Origin of the sequence: Pseudomonas sp. MWU15-20650 (assembly GCF_023242475.1) — a bacterium.
Taxonomy (GTDB): Bacteria; Pseudomonadota; Gammaproteobacteria; order Pseudomonadales; family Pseudomonadaceae; genus Aquipseudomonas.
On the sequence record NZ_JALJFG010000039.1, the window covers coordinates 23,495 to 38,293 of the forward strand.

Consider the following 14,799-nt stretch of genomic DNA (forward strand, 5'->3'; position numbering starts at 1 on the left):
GCCTTCAGGCACTGAATTAAATGCGGAGAGATTAGATGAGTGCGCTCTACATGATTGTCGGCACCCTGGTTGCTCTGGGTGTGTTGGTTACCTTCCACGAATTCGGCCACTTTTGGGTGGCGCGTCGTTGCGGCGTCAAGGTATTGCGTTTTTCCGTCGGCTTCGGCATGCCGTTGCTGCGCTGGCATGATCGTCGGGGCACCGAGTTCGTGATTGCAGCCATTCCGTTGGGTGGCTACGTCAAGATGCTCGACGAGCGAGAAGGCGAGGTGCCAGCAGATCAGCTGGACCAATCCTTCAATCGCAAGACCGTTCGTCAGCGTATTGCCATTGTCGCAGCTGGCCCCATCGCCAATTTCCTGTTGGCGATGGTGTTCTTCTGGGTCCTGGCCATGATGGGCAGCCAGCAGGTGCGTCCGGTGATTGGCGCGGTTGAAGCGGACAGCATGGCGGCGAAGGCAGGATTGGTCGCTGGGCAGGAAATTGTTTCCATTGATGACGAGCCGACCACGGGTTGGGGGGCGGTCAATCTGCAGTTGGTGCGCCGCATGGGTGAAAGCGGCACTATCCGTGTCGTGGTGCGTGAGCAGGACTCCAGTGCCGAGACTGCGCGTGAGTTGGCCCTGGATCACTGGCTCAAGGGCGCGGATGAGCCTGATCCGATCAAGTCTTTGGGCATACGCCCCTGGCGTCCGGCGTTGCCGCCGGTACTTGCCGAGCTTGATTCGAAAGGTCCCGCCCAGGCTGCTGGTCTGAAAACGGGTGATCGATTGTTGGCCCTTGATGGCCAGGCGCTGAATGACTGGCAGCAAGTGGTCGATCTGGTGCGTGTACGCCCTGATACCAAGATTGTGCTGAAAGTTGAGCGTGATGGTGCTCAAATCGACGTCCCTGTGACCTTGTCGACGCGTGGGGAGGCCAAGGCTGCCGGGGGGTATCTGGGGGCCGGGGTCAAAGGTGTTGAGTGGCCACCATCGATGGTGCGAGAGGTCAGTTTCGGGCCATTGGCGGCCATTGGCGAAGGCGCGAAACGCACCTGGACCATGAGCGTGCTGACCCTCGAATCCCTCAAGAAGATGTTGTTCGGCGAGCTCTCGGTAAAAAACTTGAGTGGGCCGATAACCATTGCTAAAGTGGCGGGCGCTTCTGCCCAGTCGGGTGTCGCGGATTTCCTGAATTTCCTGGCTTATCTGAGTATTAGCCTTGGGGTTCTGAATTTGCTGCCCATCCCGGTATTGGATGGGGGGCATCTGTTGTTTTATCTGGTCGAGTGGGTGCGTGGTCGCCCCTTGTCGGATCGGGTGCAGGGTTGGGGGATACAGATCGGTATCAGTTTGGTGGTCGGGGTGATGTTGTTAGCTCTGGTCAACGATCTGGGACGACTGTAACGCTTCGCTGAATTGCGAATCTGCCGCATTTTGCGGCAGTTTGTTTATTGCCAGTTGGAATAAGAAAGGACTTCATGAAACGTCTGCTGCTAACTGCGGTTCTCACCGTATTGATGATCGCCGAAGTTCACGCCGAGTCCTTCACTATCTCCGATATTCGCGTCAACGGCCTCCAGCGGGTTTCCGCCGGTAGCGTCTTTGGTGCCTTGCCGTTGAACGTCGGGGAACAGGCTGATGATCGTCGCCTGGTGGAATCCACTCGTGCGCTGTTCAAAACCGGGTTCTTTCAAGATATCCAACTGGGTCGCGAAGGTAACGTCCTGGTCATCACGGTCGTCGAGCGACCTTCCGTCGCCAGTATCGCGATCGAAGGTAACAAGGCGATCTCCACTGAAGACCTGATGAAGGGCCTCAAGCAATCCGGCCTGGCCGAGGGCGAAATCTTCCAGCGCGCTACCCTTGAAGGTGTGCGTAACGAGCTGCAACGCCAGTACGTTGCCCAGGGCCGCTACTCCGCGACCGTGGAAACGGAAGTGATCCCGCAGCCTCGTAACCGTGTCGGCCTGAAGGTCAACATCAATGAAGGCACCGTGGCGGCTATTCAGCACATCAACGTGGTGGGCAACACCAAGTTTGCTGATGACGACCTGATCGACCTGTTCGAACTCAAGACCACCAACTGGTTGTCGTTCTTCAAGAACGATGACAAGTACGCCCGTGAAAAACTGTCCGGTGACCTGGAGCGTCTGCGCTCCTACTACCTGGACCGTGGCTACATCAACATGGACATCGCTTCGACCCAGGTGTCCATCACCCCGGACAAGAAGCACGTCTACATCACGGTCAACGTCAACGAAGGCGAGAAGTACAAGGTTCGTGACGTCAAGCTCAGCGGCGACTTGAAAGTCCCTGAAGACCAGGTCAAGTCCCTGTTGCTCGTGCAGAAGGACCAGGTGTTCTCGCGCAAGCTGATGACCACCACGTCCGAACTGATCACCCGTCGCCTGGGTAACGAAGGCTATACCTTCGCCAACGTCAACGGCGTGCCGACCCCGCATGATGATGACCACACCGTGGACATCACCTTCGTCGTCGACCCAGGCAAGCGTGCCTACGTAAACCGCATCAACTTCCGTGGCAACACCAAGTCTGCGGACGAAGTGCTGCGCCGTGAAATGCGTCAGATGGAAGGTGGTTGGGCGTCGACTTACCTGATCGACCAATCCAAGACTCGTCTGGAGCGTCTGGGCTTCTTCAAGGAAGTCAACGTCGAAACCCCGGCCGTACCGGGCGTGGACGACCAGGTTGACGTGAACTATGCCGTTGAAGAGCAAGCCTCGGGCTCGATCACTGCCAGTGTCGGCTTCGCACAGAGTGCTGGTCTGATCCTCGGTGGTTCGATTACCCAGAACAACTTCCTCGGTACCGGTAACAAGGTCTCCATCGGCCTGACCCGAAGCGAATACCAGAGCCGCTATAACTTCGGTTATGTCGACCCCTACTGGACCGCTGACGGTGTGAGCCTGGGCTACAACGCCTTCTACCGCACCACCGACTACAAAGATCTCGATGTAAACGTAGCCAGCTATGCGATCGACAGTTTTGGTGTGGGTGCCAACATCGGCTACCCGATCAGCGAGACGTCGCGCCTGACCTTCGGCCTTACCGCGCAACAGGACAAGATCAAGACCGGTGTATACACCGTGGACGAAATCTTCAACTTCGTGCGTAACGAGGGCGACCAGTTCCTGAACTTCAAGGCGTCGGCTGGCTGGTCGGAATCGACCTTGAACAAAGGGGTGCTGGCAACCCGTGGTCACTCCCAGAGCTTGACCCTGGAAGCCACCACGCCGGGCAGCGACCTGTCGTTCTTCAAGCTCGACTACCGTGGCCAGTTGTTCCAGCCGTTGAGCGATAACTACACCATGCGCCTGCACACCGAGTTGGGTTATGGCGACGGTTATGGTTCGACCAATGGCCTGCCGTTCTACGAGAACTACTACGCCGGTGGTTTCAACTCGGTTCGTGGTTTCAAGGACAGCACCCTGGGCCCACGTGGTACCCCGAGCCGTGGTGAGACTATCACTGGTAACCAGGGCACTATCGCCGACCCGGACAGTAGCGCACTGCCATTTGGTGGTAACGTGTTGATCCAGGGTGGTGCGGAGATTCTGTTCCCGCTGCCGTTCGTCAAGGACCAGCGCTCCCTGCGTACTTCGGTTTTCTGGGATGTGGGTAACGTGTTCGACTCCAAGTGCGAACAGGTCACCAACCCTAACGGCTCGAAGTCCAGCACCCAGTGTAACGACGTGAGCTTCAGTAACATGGCGAGCTCGGTCGGTGTTGGCGTGACATGGGTGACTGCGCTGGGCCCATTGAGCTTTGCTCTGGCCATGCCGATCAAGAAACCGGATAACGCTGAAACCCAGATTTTCCAATTCTCCCTCGGCCAGACGTTCTAAGCGTCTGACCTAAGATAACGACAACGGATTCTGTAGGAGTGCATCGTGCGTAAGTTGACTCAATTGGTTCTGCTGGCAACTGTGCTGGTAACCACCCCGGCCTTCGCCGAAATGAAAATTGCCGTCCTGAACTATCAGATGGCCTTGTTGGAATCCGACGCGGCCAAGAAATACGCCGTGGATGCCGAGAAGAAATTCGGTCCGCAACTGACCAAGCTCAAGACCCTGGAAAGCAGTGCCAAGGGCATTCAGGACCGCCTTGTAGCGGGTGGCGACAAAATGCAGCAAGGCGAGCGCGAGCGTCTGGAGCTTGAATTCAAGCAAAAGGCCCGTGACTATCAGTTCCAGTCCAAGGAGCTGAACGAAGCCAAAGCAGTTGCTGACCGTGAAATGCTCAAGCAGCTCAAGCCTAAGCTCGACAGCGCTGTGGAAGAAGTCATCAAGAAAGGTGCCTTTGACCTGGTGTTCGAGCGTGGCGCCGTGATCGACGTCAAGCCTCAATACGACATCACCCGTCAGGTGATCGAGCGCATGAACCAGCTGAAGTAAACCATGACTGCGACTATCAAGCTCGGCGAGTTGGCCGAGTTCCTGGGGGCCACCTTGCGTGGCTCCCCGGAGAAAGAAATCACTGGGCTAGCCACCTTGCAGGAGGCTGGCCCAGCTCAGTTGAGCTTCCTCGCAAATCCTCAATACCGTAAATACCTGGTCGACTGCCAGGCCGCAGCCGTGTTGCTGAAGGCCGCCGACGCCGAAGGGTTCATCGGGGATGCGCTGGTGGTGGCCGACCCGTACCTGTCGTACGCGAAGGCGTCGCACCTGTTTGATCCCAAGCCGAAGGCGGCTGGCGGTATTCACCCGTCGGCTGTGATCGCCGAGGATGCCCAGGTTGATCCGGCGGCCAGCATTGGTGCCTTTGCCGTGATCGAGAGCGGCGCACGTATTGCTGCTGGTGTCACCGTCGGCGCTCACTGCTTTGTCGGTGCGCGCTGCGAAATCGGTGCCGATGGCTGGCTGGCTCCTCGTGTCACCCTGTACCACGACGTGCGTATCGGTGAGCGGGTTGTCATTCAATCGGGTGCCGTGATCGGTGGAGAAGGGTTCGGTTTCGCCAACTCCAAAGGTGTTTGGCACAAGATTGCCCAGGTTGGCGGTGTATTGATCGGCGACGACGTGGAAATCGGCGTCAACACTGCTGTTGATCGCGGGGCCCTGGCCGATACCGTGATCGGTAACGGCGTGAAGCTCGACAACCAGATCCAGATCGCCCACAACGTACAGATTGGCGATCACACCGCCATGGCGGCTTGTGTGGGGATTTCCGGCAGCACCAAGATCGGCAAGCATTGCATGCTTGCTGGTGGCGTAGGGCTGGTGGGGCATATCGACATTTGCGACAACGTCTTCATCACCGGCATGACCATGGTAACCCACTCGATTACCGAGCCTGGCGCCTATTCCTCCGGTACCGCCATGCAGCCAGCGGCTGAATGGCGTAAGAGTGCAGCGCGCTTGAGGCAACTCGACGACATGGCGCGGCGCCTCAAGCAGTTGGAAAAGCGTGTTGGGGACGTGACCCCTGGCGGTAATGCTTCATCAGAAGGCTGATACCATTTCCATATCAAGTGTGCACAGCCGCTAGACTGCCTCCTTGATTTGCTAGCGGGGCGTGTGGTTAGTCCGCCCGCCCCCAATCTTTATTACAGGCTTCCCCCCGAAATGATGGACATCAACGAGATTCGCGAATACCTGCCTCACCGTTACCCGTTCCTGCTGGTGGACCGCGTAGTGGACCTCAATATCGAGGAAAAGCGCATTCGTGCCTACAAGAATGTCAGCATCAACGAACCGTTCTTCAATGGTCACTTTCCCGCGCATCCAATCATGCCGGGTGTGCTGATCATTGAAGCAATGGCCCAGGCTGCCGGTATCCTTGGTTTTAAAATGCTCGACCTCAAGCCTGCCGATGGCACGCTTTACTACTTCGTAGGTTCGGACAAGCTGCGTTTTCGCAACCCGGTCACACCGGGTGACCAGTTGATCCTGGAAGCCAAGTTCATCAGTTGCAAGCGCCAGATCTGGAAGTTCGAATGCCAGGCATCGGTGGATGGCAAGCCGGTGTGCTCTGCCGAGATCATCTGTGCGGAACGCAAACTATGAGTTTGATTGACCCTCGCGCAATCATCGATCCGTCGGCCGTACTGGCCGCCGACGTTGAGGTCGGCCCTTGGTCGATCGTCGGCGCAGGTGTTGAAATCGGCGAGGGGACTGTCATCGGGCCGCACGTGATCCTTAAAGGGCCGACCCGCATTGGCAAACACAATCGTATCTACCAGTTTTCCTCGGTAGGCGAAGATACGCCGGACATGAAGTACAAGGGTGAAGAAACACGCCTGGTAATCGGTGACCACAACATCATCCGTGAAGGCGTCACCATTCACCGCGGCACCGTGCAGGATCGTGCCGAGACCACCTTGGGTGATCACAACCTGATCATGGCCTATGCGCACATCGGCCACGACAGCGTGATCGGCAACCATTGCATCCTGGTCAATAACACCGCGTTGGCAGGCCATGTGCACGTTGACGACTGGGCGATTCTCTCCGGTTTCACGCTGGTCCATCAGTACTGCCATATCGGTGCCCACAGCTTTTCCGGAATGGGCACCGCCATCGGCAAGGATGTCCCGGCCTATGTCACGGTGTTCGGCAACCCAGCCGAAGCCCGTAGCATGAACTTCGAAGGCATGCGCCGGCGTGGTTTCAGCGAAGATGCCATCCATGCCCTGCGCCGTGCCTACAAGACGGTTTACCGCCAGGGACTGACGGTTGAGCAAGCCCTGACTGAACTGGCCGAGCCGGCCGCGTCGTTCCCGGAGGTTGCGGTCTTCCGTGACTCGATCCAGGCGTCGACGCGCGGTATCACCCGCTGATCATGGCCAATTTGCGTATCGCATTGGTGGCCGGAGAAGCTTCCGGCGATATTCTGGGGGCGGGCTTGATGCGGGCCCTCAAGGCCCAGCATCCGGCAGTGGAATTTATCGGTGTGGGTGGTCCGTTGATGCAGGCCGAGGGCCTCACTTCCTACTTCCCCATGGAGCGTCTGTCGGTCATGGGGTTGGTGGAGGTATTGGGGCGTCTGCGTGAGCTGCTCGCTCGCCGTAAGCTCCTGATCAAGACCTTGATCGAAGAGAAGCCCGACGTTTTTATCGGTATCGATGCACCGGACTTCACCCTCACTATTGAACTCAAGTTACGTCAGGCCGGGCTCAAGACTGTGCACTACGTCAGCCCATCCGTGTGGGCGTGGCGGCAGAAGCGGGTGCTGAAGATCCGCGAAGGCTGCGACTTGATGCTCACTTTGTTGCCGTTCGAAGCTCGGTTCTACGAGGAAAAAGGCGTTCCGGTGCGATTTGTCGGCCATACGCTGGCGGATGCCATTCCCTTGCAGGCCGACCGGGCTGCGGCGCGCGCTGAGCTGGGCTTGCCTGATGGCCCGCTGGTCGCGCTCATGCCGGGCAGTCGTGGCGGTGAAGTCGGACGCCTGGGGGCGCTGTTTTTTGATGCCGCCGAGCGTCTGCTGGTGTTAAAGCCGGGTATTCGCTTTGTGTTGCCGTGCGCCAGCCCGCAACGTCGCGCACAAATCGAAACACTGCTGGAAGGTCGCAACCTGCCGTTGACCCTGCTCGACGGTCAGTCTCACCTGGCCCTGGCAGCCTGCGATGCCGTGTTGATCGCTTCCGGTACCGCCACCCTGGAGGCTTTGCTGTACAAGCGGCCCATGGTCGTGGCCTACCGGCTGGCGCCGCTGACCTTCTGGATTCTCAAGCGCATGGTCAAGAGCCCCTATATTTCCTTGCCCAACCTGCTGGCCCAGCGCCTGTTGGTGCCGGAGTTGTTGCAGGACGATGCAACGCCTGAAGCACTCGCGCAAACCCTGCTCCCCTTGATCGATGGCGGCGAAGAGCAAACCCGTGGTTTTGATGCCATCCACCGCACCCTGCGCCGTGATGCATCCAACCAGGCGGCGGATGCCGTGCTGACCTTGATTGGCCATAAACAGGAAGCCTTATGAGTACGCAAATGGGCCTGGACTTCAGCCTGGTCGCCCAAGCCCACGAACTGGTGGCAGGTGTGGATGAGGTTGGGCGCGGCCCGCTCTGCGGTGCAGTCGTCACGGCGGCCGTGATCCTTGATCCGAACCGTCCGATCCTGGGCCTTAATGACTCGAAAAAACTCACCGAAGCGCGTCGCGAAAAACTCTTCGACGAGATTTGTGAGAAGGCCCTGAGCTGGCATATCGCTCGGGCTGAAGTCGAAGAAATCGACGAGCTGAACATCCTTCACGCCACCATGCTGGCCATGCGGCGTGCCGTTGAAGGTCTGCACATTACGCCAAAACTGGCGATGATCGACGGCAACCGCTGCCCGAAACTGGCGATGCCGGCTGAAGCCGTGGTCAAGGGCGACAGCAAGGTTCCGGCGATTGCTGCTGCTTCTATCCTGGCCAAAGTCAGCCGGGATCGTGAAATGGCTGCTTTCGAATTGATCTACCCCGGCTACGGTATCGCAGGCCATAAGGGCTACCCGACGCCCGTTCATCTGGAAGCCTTGGCCCGCCTGGGTCCTACGCCGATCCACCGTCGTTCGTTTGCGCCGGTGCGCCAGGCTTATGAGCTGCGCGAGAACCTCAGCGAGGTTTAGTCGCGAGGCTGATGTTTTTGCCAAGGCCCGGTACAATCCGGGCCTTGTTGTTTCCATGTATCAAGACAGGATCTTTATGCCGGCTTCATTCGTTCATCTACGCCTGCACACTGAATACTCCCTGGTCGACGGCCTGGTACGGATCAAACCGCTGGTCAAAACCCTGGTGGGCATGAACATGCCTGCGGTCGCGGTTACCGATCAGAACAACATGTGTTCCCTGGTCAAGTTCTACAAGAACGCCATGGGGGCGGGCATCAAGCCGATCTGTGGTGCCGACCTGTGGCTGTCCAACAAGGACCCGGATAACCCCCTGAGCCGTATCAGCCTCCTGGCGATGAACGGCGTGGGTTATCGCAACCTCACCGAGCTGATTTCCCGTGGCTTTATCGATGGCCAACGCAATGGCTCGATCATCATCGAGCGAGAGTGGGTCGCCGAAGCCAGCGAAGGGCTGATCATGCTCTCGGCCGCCAAAGAGGGCGAGATCGGTATCGCGCTGCTCGGCGGTAATCCGCAGGAAGCCGAAGTGTTGGCCCGCGAATGGATGCAGGTGTTCCCGGACCGCTTTTACCTGGAAGTGCAGCGCACCAACCGCCCCAACGATGAAGAGCATCTGCACGCCGCTGTGGCCCTGGCCGACAAGCTGGGCGCGCCGCTGGTGGCAACCAATGATGTGCGCTTTATCAAGAAAGAAGATTTCGAAGCCCACGAAACCCGCGTGTGCATCGGCGAAGGCCGTGCCCTCGATGACCCACGCCGCTCGAAAAACTACAGCGAAGAGCAGTACCTCAAAAGCGCCGATGAAATGGCGGAACTGTTCAGTGACCTGCCCGAGGCCCTGGAAAACTCCGTCGAGATCGCCAAGCGCTGCAACATCGAAGTGAAGCTGGGCAAGCACTTCCTGCCCAACTTCCCGATTCCCGATGGCATGACCATCGATGAATACTTCCGCAAGGTTTCGTTCGACGGGCTGGAGGAGCGTCTCAGCGTTCTGCTGCCCAGGGACACCACTGAAGACTACGAGGCCAAGCGTCAGGTCTATGTCGATCGGTTGAATTTCGAGCTGGATATCATCATCCAGATGGGATTCCCCGGTTACTTCCTGATCGTAATGGACTTTATCCAGTGGGCCAAAAACAATGGCGTGCCGGTAGGTCCGGGCCGTGGGTCAGGTGCTGGTTCGCTGGTTGCCTATGTGCAGAAGATTACCGACCTCGACCCGCTGGAATATGACCTGCTGTTCGAACGTTTCCTGAACCCGGAACGGGTTTCCATGCCCGACTTCGACGTCGACTTCTGCATGGACGGTCGTGACCGTGTCATCGAATACGTGGCGGAGAAATACGGCCGTAACGCCGTAAGCCAGATCATTACCTTCGGTTCCATGGCGGCAAAGGCGGTAATTCGCGACGTGGCCCGGGTGCAGGGCAAGTCTTATGGCCTGGCGGATCGCCTGTCCAAGATGATTCCGTTTGAAGTCGGCATGACCCTGGAAAAAGCCTACGAGCAGGAAGAAATCCTGCGCGACTTTATCAAGGTCGACGAAGAAGCCGCCGAAATCTGGGACATGGCCCGCAAGCTTGAAGGCGTGGTGCGTAACGTCGGTAAACACGCCGGTGGCGTGGTCATCGCCCCGACCAAGCTGACCGACTTTTCGCCGATCTATTGCGACGAAGAGGGCGACGGCCTGGTTACCCAGTTCGACAAAGATGACGTTGAAGCGGCCGGCCTGGTGAAGTTCGACTTCCTGGGGCTGCGGACCCTGACGATCATCGACTGGGCGCTCAAGACCATCAACCGCGAGCGCGCCAAGGTCAACGAAGAGCCGCTGGATATCGCGTTTATCCCGCTGGACGACAAACCCACCTACAGCCTGCTGCAAAAAGCCGAGACCACGGCGGTGTTCCAGCTTGAGTCCCGCGGCATGAAGGAGCTGATCAAAAAGCTCAAGCCCGACTGCCTGGAAGACTTGATCGCACTGGTGGCCCTGTTCCGTCCGGGCCCACTGCAATCGGGCATGGTGGATGACTTCATCAACCGTAAGCACGGCCGCGCAGAACTCGCTTACCCGCACTCCGACTACCAGTACGAGGGCCTCAAGCCCGTATTGGCACCGACCTACGGCATCATCCTGTACCAGGAACAGGTGATGCAGATCGCCCAGGTGATGGCCGGTTATACCCTCGGTGGTGCAGACATGCTGCGCCGGGCCATGGGTAAGAAAAAGCCCGAAGAGATGGCCAAGCAGCGCGGCGGTTTCATTGAAGGCTGCGCCACTAACAATATCGATGCGGACCTGGCCGGTAACATCTTCGACCTGGTAGAAAAGTTCGCCGGTTACGGCTTCAACAAATCCCACTCCGCCGCCTACGGCCTGGTGTCGTACCAGACCGCCTGGCTGAAAGCCCACTACCCGGCGCCGTTCATGGCGGCGGTGCTCTCGGCGGATATGCACAACACCGACAAGGTCGTGACCTTGATCGAGGAAGTGCGCACCATGAAACTGCGCCTCGACGCGCCGGACGTGAACGCCTCGGAGTTCAAGTTCACGGTGAACGACGAAGGCCGCATCATTTATGGCCTGGGCGCGATCAAGGGCGTGGGCGAAGGCCCGGTGGAAGCCATTACCGAGGCGCGCGCGGACGGGCCGTTCAAGGACCTGTTCGATTTTTGCGCGCGGGTTGACCTCAAACGCATCAACAAACGTACCCTCGATGGCTTGATCCGCAGCGGCGCACTGGACCGTCTCGGCCCGTATTTCCATGATGAGCCGAAGGCTTACCAGGCCAATATCGACCGTAATCGCGCGGTATTGCTCACCGCCATGGAAGAAGCGATCAAGGCCGCCGAACAGACCGCCCGCACCCATGACAGTGGTCACGCCGACCTGTTTGGTGGGCTGTTCGTCGAAGAAGACGCGGATGTGTATGCCAACCACCGCAAGGCCAAGGAACTGACCCTCAAAGAGCGACTCAAGGGCGAAAAAGACACCTTGGGCCTGTACCTCACCGGTCACCCGATTGACGAGTACGAGGGGGAAATCCGCCGTTTCGCCCGTCAGCGCATTATTGACCTGAAGCCGGCGCGAGACACCCAGACCGTCGCCGGCATGATCATCGCCCTGCGGGTGATGAAAAATAAGAAGGGCGACAAGATGGGCTTTATCACCCTCGATGACCGCTCGGGCCGGATCGAGGCGTCGCTGTTTGCCGATGCTTTCCACTCCGCCCAGTCGCTGCTGCAGACCGACGCCATGGTGGTGGTGGAAGGGGAGGTCAGCAACGACGACTTCTCCGGCGGCCTGCGCCTGCGGATCAAACGGGTGATGAGCATGGAAGATGCGCGCACCAACCTGGCGGAAAGCCTGCGTTTGAAGGTCAAGACTGAGGCACTTAAAGGCGATCAGCTACGCTGGTTGGGTGACTTGCTCAAGCGCCACCGTGGCGCATGCCCGGTGACCATGGAGTACACCGGCAGCGACGCCAAGGCGATGTTGCAGTTTGGTGAGACGTGGCGAATTGATCCTGCTGATGGCTTGATTCAAGCTTTGCGTGACCAGTTCGGGCGAGACAACGTCTTCCTCCAATACCGTTGATGGCCAGGCGCTTTCTTTTCCATGAAGAGTATTCGCCTGATCTCGACCAAACATTTAATCTCGACCTAAACGCGTGCCTCCCTTAAGGTAGGGCGCGAATAGACAACCGGCTGGCCAGGCACTCCTTGGCCGTCGACCCAAGACGGACGCTTATGAACCCGAATTTTCTTGATTTCGAACAGCCGATCGCTGACCTGCAAGCCAAGATTGAAGAACTACGCCTGGTCGGCAATGACAATTCGCTGAATATCGGCGATGAGATCGCTCGCCTGCAAGACAAGAGCAGCGCGCTCACCGAAGACATCTTCGGCAAGCTGACCAGCTGGCAGATCGCGCGTCTGGCTCGCCACCCGCGCCGTCCGTACACCCTGGACTACATTCAGCACATCTTCACCGAGTTCGACGAGCTGCACGGCGATCGCCACTTCTCTGACGACGCGGCCATCGTGGGCGGTATCGCTCGCCTGGACGACCAGCCGGTGATGGTGATCGGTCACCAGAAGGGCCGCGAAGTACGCGAGAAAGTTCGCCGTAACTTCGGCATGCCGCGTCCAGAGGGCTATCGCAAGGCGTGCCGCCTGATGGAAATGGCCGAGCGCTTCAAGATGCCGATCCTGACCTTCATCGACACCCCGGGTGCTTACCCGGGTATCGACGCTGAAGAGCGTAACCAGAGCGAAGCGATCGCCTGGAACCTGCGGGTGATGGCTCGCCTGAAAACCCCGATCATCGCCACCGTGATCGGTGAGGGTGGCTCCGGCGGCGCATTGGCCATTGGTGTCTGCGACCAACTGAACATGTTGCAATACTCGACCTATGCGGTGATTTCACCGGAAGGTTGCGCTTCGATCCTGTGGAAAACCGCCGAAAAGGCGCCGGACGCTGCCGAAGCCATGGGTATTACCGCTGATCGCCTCAAGGGCCTGGGTATCGTGGACAAAGTCATCGCCGAGCCATTGGGCGGTGCACACCGTGACCCGGCTGCCGCTGCGGCGACCATCCGCGCCGAGCTGGGCTCGCAACTGGCGATGCTCAAGAAGCTCGATAACGAGGCACTGCTGGCCCGTCGTTATGAGCGCCTGATGAGCTACGGTCTCTAAAGTCGACGCCGTCACTCAATGTGGGAGGGGGCTTGCTCCCGATAGCGGTGGATCAGTCACCAGATGCAGTGACTGACACTCAGCAATCGGGAGCAAGCCCCCTCCCACATTTGCTTTATATATGCTCGGCCTATGTCTTCCAGATTTGCGGCGGTGACATCTGATGAAACCGGCTCTACCCGCCAGACTCCTGAAAACCCTGGGCCCGTGGCGCAACGCCCCGGCCTGGCATATCGCATTCTCCGGTGGGCTTGATTCCACTGTCCTGCTGCACTTACTGGCCTCCCTGGCAAACACCGAAACCCTGCCGCCTCTCAGCGCCATCCATATCCACCATGGCCTGCAAGCTGCCGCCGATGCCTGGCCCAGTCATTGCCAAGCAGTATGTGACAGCCTGGGCGTGCCCTTGCGGGTCATGCGCGTGCAGGTACGGCCGGGCGCCAGCCTTGAGCGGGCGGCGCGTGATGCGCGTTATCAGGCGTTTACCGAGGTGGTCGGGGCGGGGGAGGTGATGGTTACCGGCCAGCATCGCGACGATCAGGCCGAGACCCTGCTGTTTCGCCTGCTGCGTGGGGCGGGGGTGCGAGGGTTGGCAGCAATGCCCGGGCATCGCCCATTGGCGGGCGGGCACCTGGTGCGGCCGTTGCTGGATGTCTCGCGCATAGAGCTGCAGGCCTATGCTCATGAGCATCAGTTGCAGTGGATCGAAGACCCTTCCAATGCCGACTCCCGGTTTTCCCGCAATTACTTGCGCCATCGTGTATTCCCGCGGCTGACGGAGCGTTGGCCTCAGGCTGTCGCAAACCTGGCGCGCACTGCTGAGCACTTGAGCGAAGCCCAGGGCCTGCTCGACGAACTGGCGGTGATGGACTTGCAGGCGGCCGAACAGCCTTCGCCATTTCCCTGGTTACCCTTGCCATCGTTGGCCCTTACTTCATTGCGAGAGCTTTCCGACGCTCGTCAGCGCAATGCCCTGCGTCATTGGCTGAGGCCCCTGACGCGCTTACCCGACAGCGACCACTGGGCCAGTTGGTATTCCCTGCGTGACGCCAAGGGGGACGCGCAGCCAGAGTGGCGTCTGGCCGATGGTCAGCTTCACCGGTGCGGCGAGCGTATATGGTGGCTGCCTTCCATGTGGTCTGAATTTTCCGACGCCTCGGTGAGCTGGCCGCATCCGCAAAACCCACTAGAGTTACCCACTAATGGCCAACTGAAGTTTATCGGCAAAGCGCCCGACGGCCCCTTGGTGATTCGCTATCGACAGGGTGGCGAAATCGTCGAGGTGCCCGGGCGAGGCCGGCGTGACCTTAAGCGTCTGCTAAACGAAAGTGGATTGCCGGGGTTCGTCCGTGGCAGATTGCCGCTGCTGTATCGGGGCGAGCAATTGCTGGCTGTCCCAACCCTTGCGGGGCTATGGGCCAGCTCGCCGGAAGAAGGGCAATTACATTGGTTGCCACAGACCTGCGATCAAGGTTTGAGCTGGTAGAGCCTTTCCGGTAGACTACGCTCCCTTCTTGATACAACTTCTGTGGATTCAACTGAATCGC

General features: G+C 58.9%; 11 protein-coding genes. All 11 read left to right on the forward strand.

Translation table 11 applies throughout. The features are described 5' to 3' along the window. Positions 1-35 precede the first annotated feature (35 nt). Positions 36-1,388: a sigma E protease regulator RseP gene (rseP, locus tag M5B43_RS23240; protein WP_248752271.1), complete on the forward strand. Its 1,353-nt coding sequence runs from the start codon at positions 36-38 to the stop codon at positions 1,386-1,388. Positions 1,389-1,462: 74 nt separating this feature from the next. Continuing rightward, a complete protein-coding gene (gene bamA / locus M5B43_RS23245) occupies positions 1,463-3,850 on the forward strand; it encodes an outer membrane protein assembly factor BamA (RefSeq protein ID WP_248752272.1) in 2,388 nt (795 codons plus the stop codon). A gap of 45 nt (positions 3,851-3,895) precedes the next feature. Next, positions 3,896-4,399, forward strand: a complete 504-nt coding sequence (locus tag M5B43_RS23250) for an OmpH family outer membrane protein (protein WP_003172279.1) — start codon at positions 3,896-3,898, stop codon at positions 4,397-4,399. A gap of 3 nt (positions 4,400-4,402) precedes the next feature. Continuing rightward, on the forward strand, positions 4,403-5,458 hold the full coding sequence (gene lpxD, locus M5B43_RS23255; protein WP_248752273.1) for a UDP-3-O-(3-hydroxymyristoyl)glucosamine N-acyltransferase: 1,056 nt from the start codon (positions 4,403-4,405) through the stop codon (positions 5,456-5,458). 111 nt (positions 5,459-5,569) lie between these two features. Continuing rightward, positions 5,570-6,010, forward strand: a complete 441-nt coding sequence (gene fabZ, locus M5B43_RS23260) for a 3-hydroxyacyl-ACP dehydratase FabZ (RefSeq protein ID WP_016976866.1) — start codon at positions 5,570-5,572, stop codon at positions 6,008-6,010. Continuing rightward, positions 6,007-6,783, forward strand: coding sequence for an acyl-ACP--UDP-N-acetylglucosamine O-acyltransferase (gene lpxA, locus M5B43_RS23265; RefSeq protein ID WP_248752274.1), 777 nt, complete (start codon positions 6,007-6,009; stop codon positions 6,781-6,783). The genes fabZ and lpxA overlap by 4 nt, the downstream gene beginning before the upstream one ends. Positions 6,784-6,785: 2 nt before the next feature. After that, positions 6,786-7,925, forward strand: coding sequence for a lipid-A-disaccharide synthase (gene lpxB, locus M5B43_RS23270; protein ID WP_248752275.1), 1,140 nt, complete (start codon positions 6,786-6,788; stop codon positions 7,923-7,925). Beyond that, positions 7,922-8,554 (forward strand): ribonuclease HII, encoded by a 633-nt coding sequence (rnhB, locus tag M5B43_RS23275; RefSeq protein WP_248752276.1) that lies wholly within the window; start codon positions 7,922-7,924, stop codon positions 8,552-8,554. Before lpxB ends, rnhB begins: the two co-directional genes overlap by 4 nt. A gap of 76 nt (positions 8,555-8,630) precedes the next feature. Continuing rightward, entirely contained in the window at positions 8,631-12,152 is a 3,522-nt protein-coding gene (dnaE, locus tag M5B43_RS23280; RefSeq protein ID WP_248752277.1) for a DNA polymerase III subunit alpha, read from the forward strand. 152 nt (positions 12,153-12,304) lie between these two features. Further along, positions 12,305-13,252 carry an acetyl-CoA carboxylase carboxyltransferase subunit alpha gene (locus tag M5B43_RS23285; RefSeq protein ID WP_099312707.1) on the forward strand — a complete coding sequence of 316 codons (948 nt, stop codon included), beginning with the start codon at positions 12,305-12,307 and terminating at the stop codon, positions 13,250-13,252. A 163-nt stretch (positions 13,253-13,415) separates the two neighbouring features. Next, positions 13,416-14,738, forward strand: coding sequence for a tRNA lysidine(34) synthetase TilS (gene tilS, locus M5B43_RS23290; protein ID WP_248752278.1), 1,323 nt, complete (start codon positions 13,416-13,418; stop codon positions 14,736-14,738). Positions 14,739-14,799 lie beyond the last annotated feature (61 nt).

Excerpts from the sequence above, each read along its gene's own strand:
- bamA (WP_248752272.1), top strand. The coding sequence starts at position 1,463 with ATGAAACGTCTGCTGCTAACTGCGGTTCTCACCGTATTGATGATCGCC.
- dnaE (WP_248752277.1), top strand. The coding sequence starts at position 8,631 with ATGCCGGCTTCATTCGTTCATCTACGCCTGCACACTGAATACTCCCTG.
- lpxD (WP_248752273.1), top strand. The coding sequence starts at position 4,403 with ATGACTGCGACTATCAAGCTCGGCGAGTTGGCCGAGTTCCTGGGGGCC.
- lpxB (WP_248752275.1), top strand. The coding sequence starts at position 6,786 with ATGGCCAATTTGCGTATCGCATTGGTGGCCGGAGAAGCTTCCGGCGAT.
- tilS (WP_248752278.1), top strand. The coding sequence starts at position 13,416 with ATGAAACCGGCTCTACCCGCCAGACTCCTGAAAACCCTGGGCCCGTGG.
- M5B43_RS23285 (WP_099312707.1), top strand. The coding sequence starts at position 12,305 with ATGAACCCGAATTTTCTTGATTTCGAACAGCCGATCGCTGACCTGCAA.
- lpxA (WP_248752274.1), top strand. The coding sequence starts at position 6,007 with ATGAGTTTGATTGACCCTCGCGCAATCATCGATCCGTCGGCCGTACTG.
- rnhB (WP_248752276.1), top strand. The coding sequence starts at position 7,922 with ATGAGTACGCAAATGGGCCTGGACTTCAGCCTGGTCGCCCAAGCCCAC.
- fabZ (WP_016976866.1), top strand. The coding sequence starts at position 5,570 with ATGATGGACATCAACGAGATTCGCGAATACCTGCCTCACCGTTACCCG.
- rseP (WP_248752271.1), top strand. The coding sequence starts at position 36 with ATGAGTGCGCTCTACATGATTGTCGGCACCCTGGTTGCTCTGGGTGTG.